Below are 24778 nucleotides of genomic sequence, written 5' to 3'. Positions count from 1 at the left end.
TGCCGGCTTTGCTGCCAATTTCCCCATTTAAAATCCCACTATAACAACCATAGAAATTTCACCAATAAAAATAAATATGTCAGATAACATGAAAGATTACAGATTTGATTTACACAAAAACCCGAAGTCGATAATAAAAGTGATCGGCGTAGGTGGAGGCGGTTCTAATGCCGTAAACCACATGTTTGGTTTAGGTATTAAGGACGTTGAGTTTGTGGTAGTCAATACCGATGCTCAGGCTCTTAAGTCTAGCCCGGTTCCACTTAGGTTGCAACTTGGTGCCAATTTGACCGAAGGTCTAGGTGCTGGTGCAAATCCTGAGCAAGGAAGAAATGCAGCGATAGAATCAGAGGATGAGATCCGTGAGCTATTGGCTGATAACACCAAAATGGTATTTATCACTGCTGGAATGGGTGGAGGTACCGGTACAGGTGCAGCTCCCGTAGTAGCTAGAATCGCGAAAGAACTAAATATCCTGACTGTGGGTATCGTGACCGCTCCATTCATGTTCGAAGGAAAGAAGAAAATGAATGTAGCTCAGGCAGGTATTGAAGCGCTTCGTGAGAACTGTGATACTGTACTGGTTATTTTGAATGACAAACTGAGAGAGATCTATGGCAATCTTGCCATCAGAACTGCTTTCAGCAAAGCAGATGATATTCTATCTACTGCTGCGAGATCGATCGCTGAGATCATCACTATCCATCAGGATGTCAATGTGGATTTTGAAGATGTGAAGACAGTAATGAAAGATGCCGGTGCTGCTGTGATGGGTTCTTCCACTGAGGAAGGCGAAGGACGTGCGATCCGTGCAGCTGGTGCTGCTATTTCTTCTCCTTTGTTGAACAATGTAGACATCAAAGGAGCTGAGAAAATATTGCTTTCTATTATGTCTGGTGAAGACGAAGAATTGTCAATGGACGAATTGAGCGAAATCACGGAGTACATCCAAGAGAAGGCTGGAGACAATGCTGAAGTGATCTTCGGTCAAGGTATCGACCCTGAATTGGGCAAAGCTATTCGTGTAACTGTAATTGCTACAGGTTTCGAAATGGACAGACTTCAAGGAGCCAGCAAGAAAGTAGAAGCTGCAAAAGCAGTAGTAATTCCTGCCCCTGCTCCAGTAGCAAGCGCTCCAGTAGAAGAAGTAGTGGAAGAAAAGACAGTGATCAATTTGGACTCTGGAAAATCTGAAAAAGTGAAGGAAGAGTCAGTTTCTGGAGGATCTACTTTTGTGTTTTCTATGCCAAAAACTCCTATGCCAGCGTCAGCTCCAGAAGTGAAGCCGGCCGCTGAAGCCCCTACAAGACAAGAGCCTATTCAAGCTCCTGCTCCTAAAAAGGAAAGCCTATTTACTTTCATGAAGCCTAAGGAAGAAGTGAAAGCTGAAGCTCCTAAGCCTGCTCAGGAGAAAATCGTTCATGACCTTTTCGAAGAAGAAGATGAAAAGAAAACTGAAGATCAGCCTAGGAAAGAAGAGCCTGCAACTCCTGCTTTTGCAAATGATTACTATGAGCAGATGAAGCAGAAGGCTATTCAGAGAGCGCACGAGCGTTTCGAAAAGCTAAAAGGTAATCGTGCTTTCAATCCAACTCCAGACGAATTGAAGGAGAAGATGGAAGTGCCAGCTTATCAGCGTAAAAATGTTGTATTGAACGAACCTCAGCATAGCTCAGAGCCAAGCATAAGCAAGTACAACTTGAGCGATGACAATGAGATTCTAGGTAATAATAGATTCCTGCATGATAATGTGGACTAAGTCCTAAAATTCAAGCAGCATGTCTGCCTGGGTTTGCAGCAAGTCCATGTACAACCTGTTGGTGAGCAGGTTATCTGACATATTTTGCTCTATCTTAGCCAGTTTTGGCTTGAGAGCAAGGACATGCATTCCCAGATAATGGAAGATGTCGGTAAGGTGGCTCATAGCGATGCCACCCCCGCCTATTCCAGATGAAATCCCCACCAAAGCACACTTTTTATTCCTAAATGTATTAGGATAGGTCATCCCGTCGATAAATGTTTTTAAAATTCCCGGGAAAGAACCGTTGTACTCAGGTACGATGAAAACAAACTTTTTTCCATCCACCAATTGATCGTGGAACTCATTATATAACTCATGCTTCCCATTATTTTCATACAAAGCATTATCAATAAAATCACCGGGTAAGTTTTCCAATTCAAGGATTTCTGATTTCTCACCTCTCTCATTTAAAAGATTTTGATATAGCTCTGCGATGGTTTTAGAGACAGAATTCTTGCGGTTTGTTCCTACTATTATCTTGATCATTATCTGTTTTTTCTGAATGCAATACATTCTTGCCTATGCAAAAGTTCGAAGATGGGTGGTAATTTATATATTTAGGACTGGCAAAATAATCTCTATGAATTACCTAAATCAAATTTCAGAAGCAACTTCTTTCATTCGCTCACAATATACTGGTGAAGTATCAATTGCGATCATTCTCGGAACTGGCCTTGGTCATTTGGGGGATCAGATCACCGTAGAAAAAGAAATTGACTATGCAGATATTCCTAATTTCCCGCTTTCTACTGTAGAAAGTCATTCTGGAAAATTGATTTTTGGGGAGCTTTCAGGCAAAAAGGTTATGGCTATGAAAGGTCGCTTTCATTACTACGAAGGCTATTCTATGCAGGAAGTCACCTTTCCTGTTCGAGTGATGAAAAAGCTTGGGATAAAGACTTTACTCGTTTCAAATGCTAGTGGAGGGCTGAACCCTGATCAGGAAGTAGGAGATGTGATGTTGATACGTGATCATATAGATTTATTCCCAGAGAGCCCACTTCGTGGAAAACACTACGAGGAATTTGGGCCAAGATTTCCAGATATGAGCGATGCTTATTCATCAGAATTGCATGCAGTTGCACGGGGTTTTGCGAAAGCAAATAATTTTCGGGTACACAGTGGAATCTATGCAGGTGTGCAAGGGCCAAACCTAGAAACTCCAGCTGAATACAAATATCTCCGTGGAATTGGCGCTGATGCCGTGGGGATGAGTACCGTACCAGAAGTGATCGTCGCGAGGCAAATGGGGATTGAAGTTTTTGGGATTTCCGCAATCACCGATTTAGGCGTGGAAGGAAAGATCAAAAGAATCACTCTGGCGGAAGTATTAGCCGCTGCTGCCATCGCTGAGCCTATGATGGCTGCGATTATCAAGGAATTGGTGAGAGTGATTAAATAGGTCATATCTCTCACTTCTTGGGCTAATTTATAAGGATCAGTCTAGGTAGTTCAATCTTGTGTCATGATACTTGGAGTTAGCAACCGCAATCTTTCACCATATTCGCAACTCCTTTGCTGGTAGCTTTTCGGATTGCCTGACTTACAGATCCAAAGTTCCAAAAGTTTACTCCGCCGTCTTCGTCTGGAGTTCCCCAATCGCTAATTTTTGTGATTATAGCATTGTCCGACACGATTTTTCCTGTTGCAGTTTCAATCAGTGCTACTCGGATAGTGGCTGATATTTCCATGTCTGGAGCTGGCGGATTCATTTCGTAAAGTTCCTGCTCGGTTCTATAATCCCATTCATCAGACTTTCTCGTGTCTCCCAGCGTTATTCCCAAAAAGTAAGGATATCCTAAGATAGAATTGATTTTAGCTCTTTGCTCAGGATCAGTTGGATCATTTATTCCTGCGGAGAATAGTTCGTGTTCCAGTCGGTCATAGAGTTCAACTTTCGTAAAACCTTTGTCCCGAAGGATGTCCAATACCTGCAATTCAAGATCAGCTTGCTCACCTGGAGAAAGTTTGCTGAATCCTGCATCCCAAGGTAAAGGCAAAAGCAAAACGCCGTCTGACTGAGCAAGGCAGATATGGCATTTTAACCGGGTGTAGATTTTTGTGGAGGTGCAGGCGGAAAATGCTATTAGGATAAATAGCAGTAGAAATACTTTTTTCAAAATGTGGAAAGTGAAATTTTGGTTTTGTGAGCGATTGATAAAGCCTTGAGCTACTGCGACACTTCACTTATGGTTCTATTTTTAGCCCATTTACTCACCAATCCAACGATTGAAATGACGTGAAGAATCATTGCTGATCCTAAGATTAAATCAGCATTTGGCTGATCATTTATTTTTGAAATAAGCTCCAAAAGGTATCATACTTACACTGAGAAGCAAAAGGCGAAACATTAGTTTTTGACGCTTGGTAAAGCTATTCAGAGTTGGGAAAAGTTTGTATAGAATATTAATCATGCAGGTAAGTTAGTTGAAATATTGTCAAAACCTGTATCCAAATCTGAGATGCAAATTCACCATTAGATTCCCATCATCATAAGAGTATCCTTGGGATTTGTAGAAATAATGTATGTAACCGAATCCAATCCCTGTTTCAAATACAAAATTTGTGGATATAGGTCGGCGGATTCCCCAAGTAGGTACGATCGACAAATCAGGGATGACAATATCATCGTATTGAGAAATCACAAAGAGATCAGGATGAAAACTGGTTTTTAAAGAAAAGAAATTTCCAAAGTTACCTTTGGTGGTCTTTCCCTTATTACTTCGTTTTTCTAAATTATAATACCATCTAGGTTCCGCTGTGATTACGGGCAAAAACACGTAGCTACTTGTGTAGTTTAAATCTCCCCAAGCCTGCATATCTAATCCGATTTCTGCTCTTAAGGCAAATTGATCCGAAAGCCTATATTCATTGTTCAGCCAAACTCCTAAAAAACCTATTTGGAGTTCTGGTTTATTGGTGGTCACTTCTGCTTCCTGAGCATTGGCAAGTGAAATTGAAAATAGAAAGACAAAAAGTGTGAATAGTTTTTTCATTGAGACTATAATTTTAATTCTCCAAAACTATTCTTTTTTGTTTAACAACCAACAACCAACAACCAACAACCAACATTTATTTCCTTGGATGAAAATCTGTCAGTACCTGCCTCAGATAATCACGATCCAAATGCGTGTAAATTTCTGTGGTTGTAATGCTTTCATGACCTAACATTTCTTGAACCGCACGAAGATCAGCTCCTCCTTCGATGAGATGGGTGGCAAAGGAATGCCGGAATGTATGCGGACTTATATTTTTCTCAATCCCGGCTTGTTCTGCTGTCTTTTTGATAATCAGGAAAATCATCACCCGAGTCAGTTTCTTACCCCGTCGGTTTAGAAAGACAAACTCTTCGTGGCCTTTGGCAATGGTCTGATGCACCCGAACTTCATCTTTATAGATATTCAGATATTTCAAAGCATCAGTTCCAATTGGGACCAAGCGTTCTTTATTTCCTTTTCCGGTCACTCTCAGAAATCCAACATCTTCGAAAACCTGCCCTTTTTTTAATTCTGTCAATTCAGAAACCCGCAGACCAGAGCTATAAAGCATTTCCAGAATAGCTCGGTTACGATGACCTTCGGGTTCGCCGAGAGGAATCGCCTCTAGTAGTTGAACAATTTCCAGATAGCTTAAGGTGTCAGGAAGTTTTCTACCAAGCTTCGGAGCTTCTAGAAGTTGCGCCGGATCTTCGGTGATTCTATCCTCATACATCAGGTATTTGTAGAAAGCTTTGATCCCGGATATGATTCTAGCGTGCGTATAATCTGATATTTCCAGTTTGGCTAAGTCATTCACGAACTTCCGTAAATGCTCTAATTCGAGATTTAAAGGGCTTTTTTCTGGAAAATTAGTATCGGAATAAGCCGCCAACTTCTCCACATCACGGGTGTAAGCTTCGATAGAGTTCTCACTCAAGGAACGCTCCAGCTTAAGGTAATGACGGAATTGCTTGATATGATTTTGCCAGAGATTGCTCATTGGAAGATTGGAAGATTGGAAGATTTAAAAATTGGAAAATTAACACTCCCTCATTTCATCCAGATTTCCTTCCCATGTGATTTTACCTCTTAGATTGGCCAATTCAGCCAAATTGATTTTTCTGAGATAAGCATTCAATGCTGCATCAACAACTTCCTGAACACTTTTGTCTCCAGTTCTTTTTAAGATTTCAGCTACTAACTTTTCATCAATGTCGATCTTCATGTCTTATTTGTGAGGGACAATAGTAAAATTACAACTTTAGAACTTTCCAGTCTTAAAACTTTCTAACTTTATCCCTCAAACCTAAACGAAACTAAGTTTTGAAAATCCTGATAATAAACGGTCCAAATCTTAACCTTCTCGGAAAAAGAGAACCGGAAGTCTATGGAAGCACTTCTTTTGAAGAATATTTTGAGGGTATGAAAAAAGCTTTTCAGGATGTTGAATTGCATTATTATCAAAGTAATGTGGAAGGTGAACTGATCAATAAAATCCACGAAGTGGGCTTTTCTTTTGATGCCATATTATTGAATGCCGGAGGATACACTCACACTTCAGTGGCGATCTCTGATGCCATTGCTGGGGTAACTACACCTACACTGGAGATTCACATTTCAAATATTTATAAGCGAGAGGAATTCCGCCACAAAAGCATTATTTCCAAATCCTGCGTCGGTATGATCTCTGGTCTAGGCCTGAAAGGCTACGCGCTAGGAATTCTCTATTTTCAATAACCTATTTCCCTATGCTCACATTTGCACCCGGGCCATCAAAAGTTTATGATGCCCTTCCGACTTATCTGCAAGATGCCTACAATGATGGCATTTTAAGTGCCAATCACCGCAGTAATGCTTTCATGCATTTGTATCAGGAAACTGAGCAATTGATGCGTGAAAAGCTGCACATGCCGGATGATTACAAGTTGCTTTTCACTTCTAGCGCCACCGAAAACTGGGAAATTATCACCCAGTCCATCGTGCAGCAGGCGAGTTTTCATATCTACTCTGGTTCATTTGGGAAAAAGTGGATTGGCTTTGCAAAGCATATCAATCCAGCTACCGACGGTCTGAAAATCGAAGCAAATCAGGCAATCGATGTAGCAAGCTTGGAAATCAGCGAGGACTTTGATGTGATCGCGCTCACGCAAAATGAAACTGCCAATGCGACTCAAGTTCCGATGTCAGTAATTGATGCGATCAAGGAAAAGTATCCTGAGAAAATGATCGCAGTAGATACTACTTCTTCCATGTCTGGAATCGAATTGGATTTCAGTTTGGCGGATATTTGGTATGCATCTGTTCAGAAATGCTTCGGTCTTCCAGCAGGTTTGGGGATTCTCATTCTTTCTCCAAAAGCCATAGAAAAGTGCGAAAGCAAAGGAGAAAAGGGGCTATATAACAGCTTGAGTTTTATCCTGGAAAATGCAGCTGGCTATCAGACGCACTATACGCCGAATGTCTTGGGGATCTATCTGCTCAACCGCGTATTGAAGGATTTGGAAGAAATTCAGCACATCGATTCGAATCTACGTAGCCGCATGCATAAGCTGGAAAATGCAGTAGCTCAATCTAAGTCACTTCGAATGCTTGTCGATAATGCAGAAACAAGAAGCACAACAGTTTTGGCTGTGACTGGCTCGGAAGATTTGATCTATTCTGTGAAAAAAGATGCTGAGAAAGAAGGGATGCAGTTGGGTTCTGGATACGGTCCACACAAGCCTACCAGTTTCCGAATCGCCAATTTCCCTGCAATCACCAATGCGGAAATGGATAAGTTGATTGCGTTTTTGGGGAGGTTTTAACCACAGAGTACGCGGAGTTTTGCGCAGAGGACGCAGTGTCTAAATACCTAACTGGTTCAAGTATCCTGACCTGCCTGCAGCAGGCAGGCTTGGACCTTTTTTGTTTTCACGGCGGAGCCATAGAGTTCACGAAGAATTTCACAGAGATTTTTTTCTTCACCATTTCATAATTCAAAAACCTTCGAGGTTTTTGAAACCTCAACCGTTAAATACCTACTTTCGCGGAATGTTTGATTTGAAAGAAATTCTATCGGTTTCCCTAATCCTTTTTTCTGTAATTGATATCCTCGGATCTATTCCGATTATTGTCAACCTAAGGCAGAAAATAGGCCATATTCAGTCTGAAAAAGCCACTTTGGCTGCGGGTGTTTTGATGATTCTGTTTCTTTTTGCTGGCAAATCCATTTTAAGCCTTTTCGGTATAGGAGTGGAGGACTTTGCAATTGCTGGTGCGCTGATCATTTTTGCGATTGGAGCGGAGATGATTTTGGGTGTAGAGCTTTTCAAGTCCGATCCAGATGCCAAGGAGAGTGCTTCTATTGTGCCAATTGCTTTTCCTTTGATTGCAGGTGCCGGGACACTCACCACTATTTTGACGCTGAAAGCTGAGTTTGCGCAGATCAATATTGCCATTGGAATTCTACTGAATTTGGTCTTGGTTTATATCGTGCTGAAAAGTACTGGTTGGCTAGAGCGTAAAATCGGCAAAACAGGCCTAGACGTTTTGAGAAGGATTTTTGGGATTATTCTGCTTTCCATTGCCGTTAAGATTTTCAAGACAAATGCCTTTCCTATGGGTATGGAATCGGGTTTATAAACCGATTGTCTAGCGTATTTTCAGTTAACTTTACTTCTATGATTTCCATTTACACTGATGGCGCCGCCAAAGGCAATCCTGGTCCGGGAGGCTATGGCGCCGTTCTAAAATTCAACAAACATCGCAAAGAACTTTCCGAAGGCTTTCGACTTACTACTAATAATCGCATGGAGTTGCTAGCGGTAATCCGTGCACTTCAGGCTATCAATACAACCGAATTCCCTGTTCAGATTTATTCGGATAGCAAATACGTGGTGGATTCTGTAGAGAAAGGGTGGATTTGGGGCTGGCAGAAAAAAGGCTTCAAAGACAAGAAAAACCCAGATCTCTGGCTACGCTACATTCCGCTTCATCTGAAATACAAACCCAAATTCATTTGGGTAAAAGGCCATGCTGGCAACATCGAAAATGAGCGTTGCGATGTGTTAGCTGTTCAGGCTGCAGAGGGATTTGATTTGCAAGTCGATACAGGATATGAAGCGAGTTTGTAAATTCTCTTGGTGTTAAAGCTGTTGGATATAAACTCTGAGAAAGTCCTTCACCGGGATTATATGGATTGTTTTTCCAACAGAAGAAAGTGAGTCTGTTTGGTTTAGCGTAAGTTTAAAAATTTCTTTTTATAAAAGACACTAGTTTACGTTATCATCGTAAACTAGTGTATCCATTCAATTTTTTAATTCAGACTACTTATTTAATACTTTATAATTGTTCCATCGTCACCAACGGTAAATCCGCACGATTTACCTCCAAAAGTGGTTTATGTTCTGAATCAGGATATTGCCAGCCATCCTCTCCCAATTCATAAAGCAAGGGAGCAAGGTTCTGGACAGCAGCTTTACATCCTTGGACGATGGCTCCCATATTGCCTGTTTGCTTAGAGAGAACGGCTTCATTTTCTATTTCAAAAGGGCCAGTGAACTTGCATTTCTTTAGAATATTCACAAAAGCTCGCCAGTCCATTGAGTCACCAAGTCCAAAACCAGGAAGGGTAGCCTCGTAGTGATGTCTATCCCAAGGATTGGTGCTAGAAGTAATTCCAGCTTTCGCGGCCATTTCAGGATTCACTTCCTGCATGGGATACATATTTCCCCAGAATGGATTAGGATTGTTTCGGGTGGATTTTACGTGGATTCTCTTCAGGCGGTTCATGTCTGTGTTTTTGATCACTTCCACAGGATCGGTGTGTTGCCAGACATCGTGAGAAGGATCGTAGATTTCTCCATGATTGGACTCAGGAACTAGCTCGTACATGATTTTTCGAGCGGCCAAAACTCCAGTGAGATTGTTGAACGTACCGAAATGACCTGAACTTCTCCAGCCTTCCATTGGGCAGTTTTCATAGAGTACCGTTACCCCAAGGCTATTTGCATAGCGGATGATTGGCCCAAAGATTCGCTGATATTCTAATAGGTTTTTCTCAAAGCCGCCTTCTTGATTTCCGAGTTCGTGATTGTAACCCACGAAAGTCCCGACCTTCACGTCGTTTTCATCTCCTCCTAGCAAGTAGGCCATTCGGATCAATCTCAGTAGATGGTTTTGATTCTTGATGCGTTCAGCTGGATCTCCTCCGATAAGATTGTCAAAGGCTCCTATGGAAAGTCGGAGTTTGGCTCCATTGAATTTCTCTAGAAGTTTTTTGGCTTCTTCAAGCCCGAAGTTTTCATAATCAAGATGTGTTGCCACAAAGTCGTCACGCGTTCCATCTTTTCTAAAAACACAAAGATCTAGGCCTTGAGAACCAATTTCTAATGCTTTTTCTACCGTTTGATCCAAATTAAGTTGGTCAAAAGCAGAAGTCATGATCCAGATAGGATTTGCCATAGTCAGATAGTTTGGGAGTGAAACAAAAAAAGGAAATAAACCAACTGCTTACAAGCTCATGGTCTATTTCCTTTTAAGGATTTTAAAGAAGTTGAAGGAAAATCAATGAACTAATGTGAGTTTCACTTCTTGGGTACCAAAGCCCGGTATCGCAACATTTTGAGAAAGCACAAGCTCAACACTAGTGATGCTTACCACTTTTAAATCACCTGCTGCACCAGGGATATCGATGACATCACTATTGACAGATAAGATTTTAGTGGATTCATTATAATCCCACGTGAAATCTTCTGTCTGTGGAGAAGAGTCATCGCATTTGGTGGCACCGGAATCTACTACTCCAGTTTTAAGGTTAGTCTCGAAGTTAAATGTAATTAGGTTGTCGAGGTGGCAAGCATCTATAAAAGCCCTTGCATCAATTCCTGCGGCAGTGACTTTGCTAAATTTCCAAGTAATGCCTGATCCGATAAGTTCGGCATCTGTCTTCGGCGGATCAGTATCGTCATCGCTGCTACATGATCCTAACACAACAAGGCAAGTGAGTGCCACTAGAAAATTTAATTTGAATAATGATTTCATAGAGAAAAATGGTTTTAAATAGAAAGTCTAAAATAGGGAAAATTAGGGTTAGACTGGTTGGAATAATGACGAAGAGCACTATTCGTTTGATGAATACCTTCTTCTGATTTCTATTTTTTGCTTTTGGCGATTCCAAAGCGCACGAGCTAAATCTGGTGCTACCTGGTCAGGTTCGGACAAGTGAAGGATTTTTTTGAGCTTTTCTTCTCCTAGATCAATACGATAACAGATCTGAAGCAAGCGCTCAAATTCCCGGTCTAGCATATAGGCAATGACTTTGGAAAGCGTGGAGATTGCTTTTTCTTCATCAAAATCCGCTGTGACTTCAGGGAGTTCAAAGTCTTTTCTAAGCAGGGAAAAAGTATCGTGGGATAAGGATTCGCTCATGCTGGTATCAAAAAAGCCCCGACGTTAATCGGGGCAGTAGTATTATTCTTTAGATTTTCCTTTTGCCTTCGCCTTAGGTTTTTCTTCTTTAGCTTTTTCTTCCACTTCAGGAGCTTTCTCTACTTCCTTATCATCTTTTTTCAAAACTTCAGGAGCTTGTACTCGAAGTAAGTTGTACCAAGTGATCAGTTTCTTGATGTCAGAAGTGTAAACTCTAGCTTCATCAACCTCTGGAAGAATATGCTTCATGAACGCTCTCAGCTCAGCATCATCTGGGTTGGCATCGAGGCCAAGATCACCTTGGAATTCCGCTTCTATCTTCTGCATCACAGATTCCAAAGGCTCAGCACCCTCTTCTGTCAAGGTATAGATAGAAATATCGCTTAAAATAGATACACGCTGGGCCATGCCGGCAACGAGTTTAGTTTTCTTCGCATCCATGCTTTCTAGGATTACTCCTGTACGTGAAGGCTTCAAAACTTTGAACAAACCGGGTTTACCGGCTACGGTAGCAAGATCTTTAAAATTCATTTGGTTTATTTTTTCGAGGATGCAAATATAGGATTATCAATTAAATGATTCACCTAGCTGTATATTCTGTTATTAGTTGTTCCATAAACTTCGTCAGTTCCTTTTTACCAGTGCTTGCTTCTGCACTAGTCACGAAGTAATCGGGGTTTTCTCCGAACATCTCTCTCGTTTTCTTTAGAAACTTCTGGATGTTTTGATCAGTTTTTGATTTGGACTGCTTGTCGGCTTTAGTGAATACCAGTGCTGTAGGTACTTCCTGTGTTCCACACCAAAGCAAAAATTCTAGATCAATTTGCTGCGGTTCTAATCTACTGTCTATTAATACAAATACGCCGCATAGATTCTCCCGCTTCGTGAGGTAAGTAGTGATCATACTTTCCCAACCTTGCTTCACTTTCAGGTTTACTTTGGCGAAGCCATAGCCTGGAAGATCGACTAGGTACCACTTATCGTTGATGATGAAGTGGTTGATCAGCTGGGTTTTACCTGGTTTTTGAGAGGTCTTTGCCAGCCCTTTTTGATTGACTAGCATGTTGATCAGTGAGCTTTTGCCCACATTAGATCTACCGATAAAAGCAATCTCAGCTCGGTCAGGCTTGGGACAATTTCCGGGGTTAGAATTACTGATTACAAAGGTTGCTGTCTGGATCATCTGCTGGTATTTGTTTGCAAAAGTACGATATTATCCGAAAAGGGAAGGATGAAGCGGAAGTGGAAGTTTTTTCCATTCCTCGTGATTCTTGCCTATTATTGTTCTTTCAAAGACAGAATTCAGAATGGCCGTAGTTCCTTACAAAGACAAGCAAGATTCCAAAAAAGATCAGGTAGCTGAGATGTTCAACAATATCTCTGGCAAATATGATTTGCTCAATCACGTGCTCAGCATGGGAATTGATATCACTTGGAGAAAAAAAGCAATTAAATATCTTAAAGACGATCAGCCCAAGTTGATCCTTGATATCGCTACTGGCACAGGAGATTTTGCGATCGAAGCGCTTTCTTTAAACCCAGATAAGATCATCGGAGTGGATATTTCGGAAGGAATGCTGGAGGAAGGTCGTAAAAAAATGAAGAAAAAAGGTCTTGAAGATAAAATCGAGCTTCAGCTTGGAGATTCTGAAGGACTACTTTTTGAAGATAATAAGTTTGATGCAGTCATCGTTTCATTTGGTGTTAGGAACTTTGAGAACCTGGATAAAGGGCTAGCAGATATGTATCGTGTGCTCAAGCCAGGTGGCAAAGTGGTGATCTTGGAATTTAGTAAGCCAACAAAAGCTCCGATGAAGCAAGCTTATGCATTTTATTCCAAAGCGATTCTTCCACAGATCGGCAAAATTGTATCGAAGGACAATTCTGCTTATACTTATCTTCCTGAGTCAGTGCAGGCCTTTCCTGATGGAATGGATTTCCTGAGAATTATGAATAACGTTGGATTCACTAGCAACCTATGCAAACCACTCACATTTGGAATAAGCTCAATCTACGTAGGAACAAAGTAGTCCTAGTAGGTTTAGTATTTTTCTTAGCAACGATTCCAACGTTTGGGCAAGGTATGTTTGGCTTGACTTCAGCTTCAAGCTCTGATAATAAACCTCTTTCTTACGGATTCTTTCTGGCTACCCATAATAGCACATTGAGAGTGAAGTATTCTGATGTGTTTCTGAATGCTGCGGTGACTAACGGTTTCACTAATGTGCGAAGTATACAGCCTAAATTTTCTCCTGGATTTTCACTTGGCTTCGTAGGGATCTTGAGATTCCATGATCAGGTTTCCATGATGTTTACTCCCAAAGTGGGTTTCTATGAGTATAAGACGGATGTCACCTATTTTACTGATCAGGAAAATGTAATTACGGATGGGGGAGATATAATTATAGATATAGAGAATCAAGGCAGGATTGTAGAATATACCTCGGAAGAAACTGTGGTAGAACTTCCACTTCTTTTCAAATACAGGTCTCAACGATTCAACAATACAAGAATGTATTGGCTGGGTGGGGCGAGCTATCAGTTCCGTACCAAAAGCCAGGATGAAGCTAATGTGGATGATATCGTCATGACTGGTCAGGATTTTTCGCTAGAAGCAGGAATGGGCTTCGAAGTTTATTTCAAGTACTTCAAATTTGCTCCAGAGATCCGCTTCTCTCATGGTTTGAATAATCTTTATCAGGCCGAAAATACACTTCCAGAGCTAAGAGATGCGATTTCTTCGCTTAAGAAAAAATCAATTACTATTTATCTGAATTTTCAGTAGAGGTTGAAAGTTTTAAGGTGGGAAGGGTTTTTTAACTTGATCAAGGAGTATTGAAAATTGATCATTGATAATTTTTTATCTTTAAGCAGGAAATCAAGCATGTCGAAAGCGGCACGAAAAGGGATGATTATTCACCGAGCGAGATTCTCCCGAATCTATCCCGATAGGTATCGGAACGGGACAGGCTATCTGACCAATAAAAAACTAAAAATAAACAGATGAAAAATAAAATTGCCTTAGTCACTGGAGCAACTTCTGGAATCGGCAAAGCTGCTGCAATTACCCTTGCCAAAATAGGTTACAACATTATCGCCACAGGCAGACGCGGAAATCGTCTGGAAGAACTAAAGTCTGAATTACCTGAAGGGATTGATTTTTTGCCCTTGATATTCGATGTGCGTGATCGGGAAAAAGTAAAAGAGATTCTGGATAATCTTCCTGAGAAATGGAAAGCCATCGACGTACTGATCAATAATGCCGGAAATGCCCATGGGATTGACCCGGTGCAAACTGCCAATCTGGACGATTGGGATGCCATGATGGATATCAATGTGAAAGGGCTTCTTTATGTCTCCCGAGCGATTATTCCGGGAATGACAGTTCGTAAGTCAGGAATGATAATCAACATCGGCTCCATAGCCGGAAAGGAAGTGTATCCTAATGGTAGCGTCTATTGCGGAAGTAAGCATGCTGTGGATGCTATCACCAAAGGTATGCGAATGGACTTGAATTCATTTGGTATTCGGGTAGTAGCGATTCACCCAGGCTTGGTGGAGACGGAGTTTTCTCTGGTCCGCTTCAAAGGAGATGAAAGTAAGGCGGAGACTGTTTATCAGGGAATTGAACCATTGGTAGCTCAGGATATTGCAGATATTGTAGAGTTTGCCGTAACTAGGCCTCCACATGTAACAATAGCTGATGTGGTGGTTTTGCCAACAGCACAAGCATCTGCTACGATTGTGAATAGAAATTCGAAATCTTGAAAAGATCAGCTTTAATTTTTCTTACGCTAGCGATTGCCTGCTCTTCTCCGAAAAGCGATCAGGAGGTATTCTCCGAGCAGCGACTGGAAGAATTGGGCCCAATAAAGGAAAAAGAACTTGTGGAGGAAATGCCTGAATTGGAAATGACTCTTCGCGGCCAAGGATTGGTGAATGTGGAGGAAGTAATTCCTGGAATTAAGGTAGAGTTAAAGTATTCTACTACTGATAATTTCTTTAATCAAGACGTATATGGAGATCTAACTAAAGCATTTCTTCAGCCAGAAGTAGCGGAGCGCTTGAAGAAGGCTCAGGAAATGCTGAAAACTGACTATCCTGGGTATACTTTGCTTGTATATGATGGAGTACGTCCATCTTCTGTGCAGCAGATTCTTTGGGACAATCTGGACAAACCCGATAGTTTGAAGCCACTTTATGTTGCGGATCCTAAAAAAGGCAGTTTACACAACTTTGGAGTTGCGGTGGATTTGACGATTTTTGACACGAAAGCTGACTCAACTTTGGATATGGGCACTAGCTATGATTACTTTGGCTATCCGGCTTATCCTGACCGTGAAAAGCAAATGCTTTCTGAAGGAAAACTTACCAGAGCTCAAGTTGCTAATCGGGATATTCTTCGTAAAGTGATGACAGCAAATGGCTTCTCAGGAATCGGGTCGGAATGGTGGCATTTCAATGCTTTTTCCAGACAAGAAGCAGGAGAAAAGTTTGAAATTATCAAGTAATAATGACCAATTTTCAATTAATAAGTATCAATTTTCAATAACCCTATAACTCAATACCTATGACCTTAAAAAAGACTCTTCTTACCCTCTCGCTGATTTTCAGTATCGCTCTGGTAGCGTCTGCTCAGCAGTTCAAAGCTTTGGTCTATACCAAAACAGCTGGTTTTCGCCATCAATCCATTCCAAATGCAATAGTTGCTTTGAAGAAAATGGGTGAAAAGCAGGTGTTTAGTGTTTATACTTCCGAAGATCCAAAAGTGCTTTCTGAAGAAAGTCTTTCCAAGTACGATGTGCTTATTTTGGTTTCCACTACTGGAACCATATTCGATGAAGCTGCCCAGGCATCTTTGCAGAAATTTGTGCAAAGCGGAAAAGGTATAGTAGGTGTACATGCGGCGGCTGATTCAGAATACGAGTGGCCTTGGTACAACAAAATGATGGGCGCTTACTTCTTAGCTCATCCAGCTCAGCAGACCTTGCGATTAGAAGTGGTGGATCAGAATCATCCTTCTACTTGGCATTTGCCAAAAAACTGGATGTGGACAGATGAATTATATGAGTACAGAGACATCAATCCAGACTTGAACATACTGATCAAAGCGGATGAAAGTACTTACAAAGTTGCCAAAGGAAATGGTGACAATCACCCTATGGCTTGGTATCATGAATTCGAAGGCGGAAGAGTTTTTTATACTGCTCTGGGACATGTGGATTCTGCCTGGGAAGATGATGTTTTCCTGAAGCATCTTTATGGTGGAATTTGGTACGCAGCTACTGGACATCCATTCAAATAGTACGGCAGGTTAACCAGCAGAAGGCTTACTGATTAACAGTTGAAGCCAAGAATACAAATGAAATTCCGATTTGCTGGAACTTAATACCGGCAAATCGGTTTTCTAAACAAACATCAAGAATACCATGCTACAAGCACAAGCAAGACCTGTACACCTCTACATGGAGGCTAATCCAAATCCGAATTCCCTGAAATTTGTAGCCAATTTTATGTTGGTGGATGAGGGAGTAAGTTTTGATTTTCCAGATGCTGAAAGTGCTAAAATCAGCCCTTTAGCTCAGGAACTGTTCAATTTTGCAGCGGTGGAGCGCGTTTTTGTCGCTTCTAATTTTGTGACTGTAACCAAGTCTGATAGTGTTGATTGGTCCGAGATTCAGGGCATTGTTCGTGATCATATCAAGCAATATCTGGAAGCAGGCAAAGCGCCAGTACCAGTAAATATTGAAAAGGATCCACTTTTTGATGAGAATGATTCTGAAGTAGTGAAAAAGATTAAAGGAATCTTAGATGAGTACATTCGTCCGGCTGTAGAGCAGGATGGAGGAGCAATCGTATTCCATTCTTTCAATGAAGGCGTGGTGAAAGTTCAGTTGCAAGGCTCCTGCTCAGGATGTCCTTCAAGTACGGTGACATTGAAAGCCGGCATTCAAAACCTTCTTACCCGAATGCTTCCGGAAGTGAAGGAAGTGGTAGCAGAAGGAGTTTAAGCTGTTAAATATGGGTAAGAGAGATTGGTCCTGGGCGATTCTTGGAGTTATTGCTTTGGGAATACGTTATTTGGCGGCTCAAAACCCTGAAGCAACAGACGATATTTATTCTAGAATATTCTTTCCGGGAATCCGGAATGTAATAGATATGACGCTGGGAAGATTGCCTTTTCCCAGCGTTTATTTGTTTATAGTGTCAGTGATGCTGGTCATTGGCATTTATCTTTTTAGGCTTACCGAACGCAAAGGATGGAAATGGAAATTGTTCTATACTTTCCGGGCATTAGCTAATGGAATTGGGGCATTGATCTTCTTTTTCCTTTTCCTCTGGGGGTTTAATTATCAGCGAACTCCAATAGTGCTGCAATTGGGGCTTAGTCCGCATGCTATGAATTTGGAGGAATTAAAACACGAGGTGCTCATCACGCAGCGCCTAGTGCAACAATACAGGAAATCTATCACTCAGGACACCACAGCTATTGAGGAGATTTTACCCTATCCTGAGTTGGAAAAACTCGTGCGGGCAAATATTGCAGACAATCTCGATATGCTTGGTTTGAATTTCACAGGTAGACCACGAACCAAGCTTTTTCCTCCTCCAGGATTTATGAGGAAAATGGGGATTCTTGGTATCTATTTTCCCTTTACTGGAGAAAGCTATATCGACCCTACTTTACATGCGCTGGAGAAGCCTTTTACAGTTGCGCATGAGATGGCTCATAGTTATGGGGTGACGGATGAGGGCGAGGCGAATTTCATTGCATGGGTGATCTGTACCAATAGTGATGATCCACTCTTGCGCTATTCAGGACAATTAAGGTTGTTGACTTATCAAATCCGTGACTATTATCGTATGGCGCCCGATGAATACAAAGTATGGGTGAAAACCTTGGATCTAGGAGTACGAAATGATTTGGTTTCCTTGCAAAAAGCTAGTGAATCTGTTAAAGCATATTCTTTAGAATTAAGCAGAAAAACAAACGATGTTTTCCTGAAAACGCAGGGTGTTAAAGCTGGAATCAACAGCTATCAACAACTGCCTAAACTAGCATTTGCTTGGCGAGAGCGAATGAAGTGGGGCTATTAAATTATTGAAACTTTTTCATTTTTAGTTTAAGACGTTTTTCCAAAATCACTATTTTGGGTTTTCTCTTGCTGAGTTCTTGATTCACTTGATCAGTCTCAGCACTTAGTTTTTTACTCCCAAATCAACTTATGCGTCCATTTATAATTATTCTTTGTTCATTCTTTTTCGGGCAAATTTGCGTAGCTCAAATCACCATGGAAACTGTTCGGGGTGAAGAAGGAAGTATGGAATTGTATGCCACCAATACGGGGAATGTACCCTACACTATTTTAATAGACTACACTGAGCTGACTAACTTGAATTCAATAAGTAATACGGGGATAGTGATTGCCCGGCCAGGTAAATCTAAAGTGGTGACTCTGAAAAGAGTGACAGAAAGCCAGTCTACAAACCTGCGCTATACTTATTCATTCATCAAAGGCGATTATAGCAGAAAATCAAAAGATGAAACGGTTTACCTGATTCCTTTGCAAGAAGGCACTGTTGCGACGGGAATTCGCATGACGCATATCGAAAATCGTCACCAGCCAAGGGAGGAGAATACGGATTATGTTGGGGTTTCTTTCAGGTTTGGCTTGCCTACTGAGGTGGTAGCTCCTCGCAAAGGAGTGGTTTCAGAGATTAGTATGGATAAATATGCAGATAAAAATAATTTGGATTTCGACCGAGGAGAAAACTTCATAGAGCTCTTCCATGAGGATGGATCGCTAACCAAAATCATGGTTTTGAGTCCTGGGAGTGAAAAAGTAAAATTGGGTCAGGTGGTTTTTCCAGGTGATGTGATTGCCGAGTCAGCTGGTGAAGATTATAACTCCGGCTTTCATGTAAGATTAGCCAATATGAAACCTGTAAAGGACGGTACAGCAAAGCTTAACTATGAAATGACTCCGATGAAGTTTATCTCTAAGGAAGGCGTGTCCGATATCTCCGAAATGCAAGAATTAGTCGTGGTGCATCCCGAGGAGGTAGTGACTGCGGAAATGAGCAAAAAGGAGAAAAAGACCTATGAGGCGGGGAATTAAGGCTGAGTTATTTTCTTCCTATTCCCAAACCATACTCCTATGATCACTGCTACGATTCCTATGTAGTGTCCGAAAAGTAACACTTCGCCATCAAGCACACCCCAGAAGATGGCTACAATTGGAATAATGTAGGTAACTGAAGCTGCGAAAACTGGCGTTGCCGTCTTCACCATCACATTGAAAATAATCAGCGCGATCGCTGTACCCATCACACCCAATAGTGTGACATAGCCAAGGGCAGGAAGTGCACCGTCAATATTCACGACTTTGTAAGAAAACTGTGTACCTGCCATCAGGTAAATCAGCGCCATAGGCAAAACCATGATCAGGGAAATAGCAGTGATCTCTATTGGTTTGAGCTTCTGGAATCGGTATTTGATAATATTCAGATTGAATCCATAGCAGATACAAGCAAGAATTACATAGAAAGCATACGAGTTGATATCAGCAAATGCACCAAATCCTGAACCTTCTTTTACAGTCACCAAGATAAAAACCCCGATAAATGCGATGGCTAGGCCGATTCCATTTCGACGGGTGATTTTGGAATTAAAAAACAATGCGCCGATGACGACAACAGCAAGTGGAGTGAGCGCATTGAGAACGCCTGTTAGAGAGCTGCTGAGTTGTGTCTGGGCTTTTGCAAAAAGAAAAGCAGGAATGAAGCTTCCAACTAATCCCACGATGATCAGGTTTTTGATCTGGGATTTGTCAAGATTTTTTAGTCTTGGAATTGAAAGCGGCAAGAGGAAGGTCGCTGCTGCTACGATTCTATAAGCCCCAACTTCTCCGGCTGAAAACACTTCTAATCCTCTTTTGATGAGGATAAATGAACTGCCCCAAATCAGGGACAAAAGTATGAGTAAACCCCAGTTTCTGAGATTGCTGTCGTTGGTGGTAGTGGACATCTGCTAGTGCGGAGAATTGTCCGCGTCACAAAGGAAGCAAAACCAAAGAATAGTTGTTTGGAAAAATAAAGTCTGGAGAGTAAAAAGTTTACGAGACTAAAAATAGAAAAGCGGTGAAGTTGAAGCTAACCTTTCAACCTCACCGCCTTTCAACTTTATTTCTCCTAGAAAATGTGATCTGCATATACGTTAGAAACTTTCTCTAAAACTTCACAAACATGCTCGTACGTATCAGCAGTGACCATTTCTGCACGGTATTGTTTGAAATTCGGCATGCCGCGGAAGTAATTCGTGTAGTGTCTTCTCATCTCCAGAATTCCAAGTTTTGGACCTTTCCACTCTACCGAGAAATCCAGGTGCTTCTTGGCAACAGCAATTCTTTCATCTAGTCCAGGAGCAGCAAGTTTTTCGCCAGTAGCAAGAAAATGCTTTATCTCGTTAAAAATCCAAGGATATCCTATCGATGCTCTGCCGATCATCATGCCATCGACGTTGTATTTATTCTTGTATTCCTGCGCTTTTTCCGGAGAATCAATGTCGCCATTTCCAAACACAGGAATATGTAAGCGTGGATTGTCTTTGACTAGATTCAAATAACTCCAATCTGCTTCGCCTTTGTACATTTGAGCTCTTGTGCGGGCGTGGATACTGATTGCTTGTATTCCTACATCTTGAAGTCGCTCAGCTACCTCTACGATACGAATGGTGTTTTGATCCCAGCCGAGTCTAGTTTTCACGGTGACCGGGATGTTTACTGATTTCACGATTTCGGCAGTCATGGAGACCATCTTGTCGATGTCTAAGAGTATCCCTGCACCAGCTCCTTTACAAGCCACCTTATTTACAGGGCAACCGTAATTGATGTCCAGAATATCAGGTTGAGCTTCTTCCACGATTGCTGCAGCTTCACGCATGGAGGCGATCTCATTTCCGAAAATCTGAATTCCAATTGGCTTCTCGTAATCAAAAATATCAAGTTTTGCCACGCTCTTAGCCGCATCACGAATCAAGCCTTCTGAGCTGATAAATTCCGTATACATGAGGTCTGCACCGTTCTGTTTGCAGACTGCTCTGAACGGCGGATCGCTTACATCTTCCATTGGTGCAAGCAACAATGGGAAGTCCCCTAACTCCAAGTTTCCTATCTTAACCACTTCTTATTTTAAATTTGCGCGTAAATTTACCTCAATTATGGAGATATACGAAACGGAATCAGAAATTGGTAAACGAAAGAGTTGGCTTTTGTCCTTGATAGTCATTGTTTTAGTTGCAATAGGAGTTTTGATTGTACTTCAAGTTGTTGCTTTGGCAATCGCACCATTTCTGTTTAATATCTCTATGGAGGAGATAATTGGGCTCATGACAGGCGATTATTCACCGAGTAACGGGAGAATGGCGATGTATTTTGTGCAAGGAATAGGTTCGGGGATTGGCTTTTGGGTAGCAGCTTATGTAATCATGCGGTTCATTGATAAGGCTGATTTACATTGGGAGATACAGTTGCCAAGATTTAATATAAAAGGAGCAGGCTTGGTGTTGTTAATCACTGTGGGAGGAATGCTTTTCAATGGTTTGCTTGTATATTTTAATTCACAATTAATTCTACCTGATTTTTTATCCGGAATGGAGTCGTGGATGCTGGAAATGGAGGAGCAATTATTAGAGTTGACTAAGTTTCTCACCGATTTTCAAAGTATTCCAGAATTGCTCGTAGGGATTTTGGTAATCGGAGTTTTTGCAGGAATTGGGGAGGAAATGTTTTTCAGAGGGCTTATTCAGCCCAAAATGCATTTATATACAGGAAATGGTCACGCTGGAGTTTGGGTGACAGCTTTTATATTCTCAGCAATTCACCTTCAGTTTTATGGCTTTCTGCCTCGATTGTTTTTGGGAGGGATGTTTGGTTACCTTTATTATTATTCTGGAAGCCTCACGTATCCTATACTAGCTCATATGTTGAATAATACGGTGACGGTATTGATGGTATATGCTTCTAATCAAGGGATGATAGATTTTGATATGGAGTCCACAGATACAGTGTCTTATCCTGCCGCCATTGTTGGATTATTGGTTCTTTTGGCAGGAATCTTTTACTTTAAGAAATTAAATAAGCCCAATGGAGAACTGGAACAAAGTATTTGAAACCCCAATGCAGGTGAGAGCTGAGATCGTCAAAGGCGTCTTGGAAGAGCATCAAATACAAGCTGTCATATTGAATAAAAAGGAAACTATTTATCAGATTTTTGGAAATTATGAGGTTCATGTGCAGAGTGAAAATATGATGTCGGCGAATAATATAATCCAGAATGAGATCACGTTTTAGTATAAATAATTACAGTAATCTAGGTCAGAGAGCCATCACCGCATTGTTTGGAGCGTTGATTATCGTGGGGGGCTGCATTTATTCTGACTACACTTATTTTCTTGTATTCGCAGGGATTTTAGGTTTTTCCCAAATGGAATTCTATAAACTGAGTGGTCTCGATGGGATGCTTCCTCTCAAGAGCTTTGGTACATTTCTGGGGCTGATGATTTTCTGCCTGACCTTTCTGGTGGAGAAGGAGCATTTGTCCATGAAATATTTCTATTTGATCTTCCCTATAGTCTCACTTACCTTTTTTATTAAGCTTTATCGCAAAACTGATAAGAAACCTTTCACTGGAGTTGCCTATACTTTTTTGGGTCTTTTCTATGTAGCAGTGCCCTTTTCTCTGCTTAATCTTGCAGTATTTTCAGTAGATGCCACATATAATTATCAGATCATTATCGGGTGTTTGTTGATTCTATGGGCTAGTGACACAGGCGCCTATTTTGCGGGAACAAAATTTGGTAAGACTAAGTTATTCGAGCGTGTCTCTCCCAAGAAGTCTTGGGAAGGATTTTTGGGAGGAGCATTTTCTGCAATTGGAGTAGCTTTTGTTTTGACACGATATTTTCATGTGATTGAAGATTGGAAATGGTTAGTGATCGCCGGGATAATAATTATTGCCGGTACCTATGGAGATCTTATCGAGTCGCTTTTTAAGCGATCTATTGAGATCAAGGATTCTGGAAAAGGACTTCCTGGACACGGTGGATTTATGGACCGTTTTGACGGATTGTTACTTTCAGCTCCATTTATCACTGCCTTTTTGAAAATCTTCTAATTCTGACCCCTGTTGATTGAAAATCTGCTTAATATTGCACCGCATTTGAATAACTAAATCAAACCCGAATATGGCTTACATTGAACCGGCTCCGATTAAGGATAAAGAGAATCCTTTGGAGTCAATGATGGAAAGATTCAACATTGCCGCTGAAAAGCTAGGCCTCTCTGATGAGGTGTACAATGTTCTGAAAAATCCTGCCAAACAAGTAATCGTTTCCCTTCCTATCACGATGGATACTGGTAAAATCCAGGTCTTCGAAGGCATCCGAGTAATCCACTCAAATATTCTTGGTCCAGCAAAAGGCGGTATTCGCTTTGCTCCCGATGTACACATCGATGAGGTGCGTGCACTTGCGGCTTGGATGACTTGGAAATGTGCCGTAGTGGACATTCCTTATGGTGGAGGTAAAGGTGGAGTGAGATGTAATCCTAGAGAAATGTCTAGTGGTGAAATCGAACGTCTAGTCAGAGCATATACTATGGCAATGATCGATGTCTTCGGTCCGGACAAGGATATTCCCGCACCAGACATGGGTACAGGTCCTAGAGAAATGGCTTGGCTAATGGATGAGTACTCTAAAGCGAAAGGAATGACAGTCAGTTCAGTCGTGACAGGTAAGCCACTTGTACTTGGTGGATCACTTGGGAGAACTGAAGCTACTGGTCGTGGGGTGATGGTTTCTGCATTGGCAGCCATGCAAAAGTTGAAAATCAATCCTTTTCAAGCTACATGTGCAGTGCAAGGCTTCGGTAACGTAGGCTCTTGGGCGGCTAGACTTTTGGAAGAAAGAGGGTTGAAGATTGTTTCAATTTCCGACCACACTGGAGCATTTTACAATGAAAAAGGAATCAATATCGTAGAGGCTATTGAATACCGTGATGCAAATGGTGGGAATCTAGAAGGCTTCAAAGGCGGCGACAAAATGGAAAATGCGGGCGACCTGCTGACCTTGGATGTCGATGTGCTCGTGCCTGCTGCAGTAGAAGATGTGATCACTATCCACAATGTAAATGATATCAAAGCTAAGCTGATCGTAGAAGGAGCTAATGGGCCCACTTCCGCTAAGGCAGATGCGATCATCAACGAAAAAGGAATCATGGCTGTGCCGGATATCTTGGCAAATGCCGGTGGAGTGACGGTATCTTACTTCGAATGGGTTCAAAATAGATTAGGCTACAAATGGACTGCTGACCGCGTAAATCGCCGTTCGGACAGAATCATGAAGGATGCCTTTGATACGGTTTATCAGACTTCATTGAAGTATGACGTTCCGATGAGAATTGCAGCTTATATCGTTGCAATTGATAAAGTTGCGAAGACATATACATATAGAGGAGGATTCTAAGCCTTTTCTATCGAAAGAATATTTTATCTTTGAGGCGTGGAGGAATCTCCACGCCTTTTAGTTTTAAAG

The 24778-nt window shown here is 41.4% G+C and carries 30 protein-coding genes; 18 read left to right on the top strand and 12 right to left on the bottom strand.

Translation table 11 applies throughout. The annotated features are described in order from the left end of the window. Positions 1-88: 88 nt before the first annotated feature. A complete protein-coding gene (gene ftsZ / locus ESV85_RS08150) occupies positions 89-1759 on the top strand; it encodes a cell division protein FtsZ (RefSeq protein ID WP_146916464.1) in 1671 nt (556 codons plus the stop codon). A 3-nt stretch (positions 1760-1762) separates the two neighbouring features. On the opposite strand, the gene ESV85_RS08145 is transcribed toward ftsZ, so the two are convergent. Beyond that, entirely contained in the window at positions 1763-2287 is a 525-nt protein-coding gene (locus ESV85_RS08145; protein ID WP_146916462.1) for an NADPH-dependent FMN reductase, read from the bottom strand. Between the two features lie 94 nt (positions 2288-2381). Between ESV85_RS08145 and ESV85_RS08140 the strand changes: the two genes are divergently transcribed. Next, entirely contained in the window at positions 2382-3203 is an 822-nt protein-coding gene (locus ESV85_RS08140) for a purine-nucleoside phosphorylase (RefSeq protein WP_146916460.1), read from the top strand. 76 nt (positions 3204-3279) lie between these two features. Here the strand turns inward: ESV85_RS08140 and ESV85_RS08135 are convergent, their stop codons facing one another. The 4 genes from ESV85_RS08135 to ESV85_RS08120 form a co-directional block, all read right to left on the bottom strand. Continuing rightward, a complete protein-coding gene (locus ESV85_RS08135) occupies positions 3280-3921 on the bottom strand; it encodes a hypothetical protein (protein WP_146916458.1) in 642 nt (213 codons plus the stop codon). Positions 3922-4239: 318 nt separating this feature from the next. Then, complete coding sequence (locus tag ESV85_RS08130; RefSeq protein WP_146916456.1) at positions 4240-4797, bottom strand: hypothetical protein; 558 nt, start codon at positions 4795-4797, stop codon at positions 4240-4242. Between the two features lie 76 nt (positions 4798-4873). Beyond that, positions 4874-5779, bottom strand: coding sequence for a site-specific tyrosine recombinase XerD (xerD, locus tag ESV85_RS08125; RefSeq protein ID WP_146916454.1), 906 nt, complete (start codon positions 5777-5779; stop codon positions 4874-4876). Between the two features lie 39 nt (positions 5780-5818). Then, a complete protein-coding gene (locus ESV85_RS08120) occupies positions 5819-6004 on the bottom strand; it encodes a type II toxin-antitoxin system VapB family antitoxin (RefSeq protein WP_146916452.1) in 186 nt (61 codons plus the stop codon). Positions 6005-6102: 98 nt separating this feature from the next. Between ESV85_RS08120 and aroQ the strand changes: the two genes are divergently transcribed. From aroQ to rnhA, 4 genes are all read left to right on the top strand, one after another. Next, a complete protein-coding gene (gene aroQ / locus ESV85_RS08115; RefSeq protein WP_146916450.1) occupies positions 6103-6516 on the top strand; it encodes a type II 3-dehydroquinate dehydratase in 414 nt (137 codons plus the stop codon). An 11-nt stretch (positions 6517-6527) separates the two neighbouring features. Next, the gene (locus ESV85_RS08110) at positions 6528-7583 is read left to right on the top strand and encodes an aminotransferase class V-fold PLP-dependent enzyme (protein WP_146916448.1); all 1056 of its coding nucleotides are present in this window, start codon (positions 6528-6530) and stop codon (positions 7581-7583) included. 226 nt (positions 7584-7809) lie between these two features. After that, on the top strand, positions 7810-8400 hold the full coding sequence (locus ESV85_RS08105; RefSeq protein ID WP_146916661.1) for a MarC family protein: 591 nt from the start codon (positions 7810-7812) through the stop codon (positions 8398-8400). Between the two features lie 38 nt (positions 8401-8438). Then, positions 8439-8891 carry a ribonuclease HI gene (gene rnhA, locus ESV85_RS08100; RefSeq protein ID WP_146916446.1) on the top strand — a complete coding sequence of 151 codons (453 nt, stop codon included), beginning with the start codon at positions 8439-8441 and terminating at the stop codon, positions 8889-8891. A 208-nt stretch (positions 8892-9099) separates the two neighbouring features. On the opposite strand, the gene ESV85_RS08095 is transcribed toward rnhA, so the two are convergent. The 5 genes from ESV85_RS08095 to yihA form a co-directional block, all read right to left on the bottom strand. Beyond that, positions 9100-10221 (bottom strand): sugar phosphate isomerase/epimerase family protein, encoded by a 1122-nt coding sequence (locus ESV85_RS08095; protein ID WP_146916444.1) that lies wholly within the window; start codon positions 10219-10221, stop codon positions 9100-9102. A gap of 102 nt (positions 10222-10323) precedes the next feature. Beyond that, entirely contained in the window at positions 10324-10800 is a 477-nt protein-coding gene (locus ESV85_RS08090) for a lipocalin family protein (RefSeq protein WP_146916442.1), read from the bottom strand. 78 nt (positions 10801-10878) lie between these two features. Then, on the bottom strand, positions 10879-11187 hold the full coding sequence (locus ESV85_RS08085; protein ID WP_146916440.1) for a hypothetical protein: 309 nt from the start codon (positions 11185-11187) through the stop codon (positions 10879-10881). A gap of 42 nt (positions 11188-11229) precedes the next feature. Continuing rightward, positions 11230-11718, bottom strand: coding sequence for a DUF5606 domain-containing protein (locus ESV85_RS08080; protein ID WP_146916436.1), 489 nt, complete (start codon positions 11716-11718; stop codon positions 11230-11232). Between the two features lie 49 nt (positions 11719-11767). Then, positions 11768-12370 carry a ribosome biogenesis GTP-binding protein YihA/YsxC gene (gene yihA, locus ESV85_RS08075; protein ID WP_146916435.1) on the bottom strand — a complete coding sequence of 201 codons (603 nt, stop codon included), beginning with the start codon at positions 12368-12370 and terminating at the stop codon, positions 11768-11770. A 124-nt stretch (positions 12371-12494) separates the two neighbouring features. Here yihA and ubiE point away from each other — a divergent pair, with 124 nt between their 5' ends. The 8 genes from ubiE (at position 12495) to ESV85_RS08035 (ending at position 19307) form a co-directional block, all read left to right on the top strand. Next, positions 12495-13217, top strand: a complete 723-nt coding sequence (gene ubiE / locus ESV85_RS08070) for a bifunctional demethylmenaquinone methyltransferase/2-methoxy-6-polyprenyl-1,4-benzoquinol methylase UbiE (protein ID WP_146916433.1) — start codon at positions 12495-12497, stop codon at positions 13215-13217. After that, positions 13166-13972 carry a porin family protein gene (locus tag ESV85_RS08065; protein ID WP_146916431.1) on the top strand — a complete coding sequence of 269 codons (807 nt, stop codon included), beginning with the start codon at positions 13166-13168 and terminating at the stop codon, positions 13970-13972. Before ubiE ends, ESV85_RS08065 begins: the two co-directional genes overlap by 52 nt. A gap of 218 nt (positions 13973-14190) precedes the next feature. Beyond that, a complete protein-coding gene (locus tag ESV85_RS08060; protein ID WP_146916430.1) occupies positions 14191-14955 on the top strand; it encodes an SDR family NAD(P)-dependent oxidoreductase in 765 nt (254 codons plus the stop codon). Continuing rightward, entirely contained in the window at positions 14952-15698 is a 747-nt protein-coding gene (locus ESV85_RS08055) for a M15 family metallopeptidase (protein WP_410488853.1), read from the top strand. The genes ESV85_RS08060 and ESV85_RS08055 overlap by 4 nt, the downstream gene beginning before the upstream one ends. A 59-nt stretch (positions 15699-15757) precedes the next feature. Continuing rightward, positions 15758-16492, top strand: coding sequence for a ThuA domain-containing protein (locus ESV85_RS08050; RefSeq protein WP_146916428.1), 735 nt, complete (start codon positions 15758-15760; stop codon positions 16490-16492). A gap of 124 nt (positions 16493-16616) precedes the next feature. Then, on the top strand, positions 16617-17198 hold the full coding sequence (locus ESV85_RS08045) for a NifU family protein (RefSeq protein WP_146916426.1): 582 nt from the start codon (positions 16617-16619) through the stop codon (positions 17196-17198). A gap of 10 nt (positions 17199-17208) precedes the next feature. After that, on the top strand, positions 17209-18285 hold the full coding sequence (locus ESV85_RS08040; RefSeq protein WP_146916424.1) for a DUF3810 domain-containing protein: 1077 nt from the start codon (positions 17209-17211) through the stop codon (positions 18283-18285). 128 nt (positions 18286-18413) lie between these two features. Next, complete coding sequence (locus ESV85_RS08035; protein WP_146916422.1) at positions 18414-19307, top strand: M23 family metallopeptidase; 894 nt, start codon at positions 18414-18416, stop codon at positions 19305-19307. Here the strand turns inward: ESV85_RS08035 and ESV85_RS08030 are convergent. Both ESV85_RS08030 and dusB read right to left on the bottom strand, forming a co-directional pair. Next, on the bottom strand, positions 19304-20215 hold the full coding sequence (locus tag ESV85_RS08030; protein WP_146916420.1) for a DMT family transporter: 912 nt from the start codon (positions 20213-20215) through the stop codon (positions 19304-19306). The two genes, ESV85_RS08035 and ESV85_RS08030, sit on opposite strands and share 4 nt — an antisense overlap. Positions 20216-20379: 164 nt before the next feature. After that, the gene (dusB, locus tag ESV85_RS08025; RefSeq protein ID WP_146916418.1) at positions 20380-21369 is read right to left on the bottom strand and encodes a tRNA dihydrouridine synthase DusB; all 990 of its coding nucleotides are present in this window, start codon (positions 21367-21369) and stop codon (positions 20380-20382) included. Positions 21370-21406: 37 nt separating this feature from the next. Here dusB and ESV85_RS08020 point away from each other — a divergent pair, with 37 nt between their 5' ends. The 4 genes from ESV85_RS08020 (at position 21407) to ESV85_RS08005 (ending at position 24709) form a co-directional block, all read left to right on the top strand. Next, complete coding sequence (locus tag ESV85_RS08020) at positions 21407-22357, top strand: CPBP family intramembrane glutamic endopeptidase (RefSeq protein ID WP_146916417.1); 951 nt, start codon at positions 21407-21409, stop codon at positions 22355-22357. Continuing rightward, positions 22332-22538: a putative signal transducing protein gene (locus ESV85_RS08015; protein WP_146916415.1), complete on the top strand. Its 207-nt coding sequence runs from the start codon at positions 22332-22334 to the stop codon at positions 22536-22538. The genes ESV85_RS08020 and ESV85_RS08015 overlap by 26 nt, the downstream gene beginning before the upstream one ends. Further along, complete coding sequence (locus ESV85_RS08010; protein ID WP_146916413.1) at positions 22522-23361, top strand: phosphatidate cytidylyltransferase; 840 nt, start codon at positions 22522-22524, stop codon at positions 23359-23361. The genes ESV85_RS08015 and ESV85_RS08010 overlap by 17 nt, the downstream gene beginning before the upstream one ends. Positions 23362-23431: 70 nt before the next feature. Beyond that, entirely contained in the window at positions 23432-24709 is a 1278-nt protein-coding gene (locus ESV85_RS08005) for a Glu/Leu/Phe/Val family dehydrogenase (protein WP_146916411.1), read from the top strand. Positions 24710-24778: the final 69 nt, after the last annotated feature.

Origin of the sequence: Algoriphagus aquimarinus, from assembly GCF_007997215.1 — a bacterium.
Classification (GTDB): Bacteria; Bacteroidota; Bacteroidia; order Cytophagales; family Cyclobacteriaceae; genus Algoriphagus; species Algoriphagus aquimarinus_A.
The sequence above is the reverse complement of the archived record's forward strand: the minus strand, read 5'-3'. Positions and strand labels throughout refer to the sequence as shown.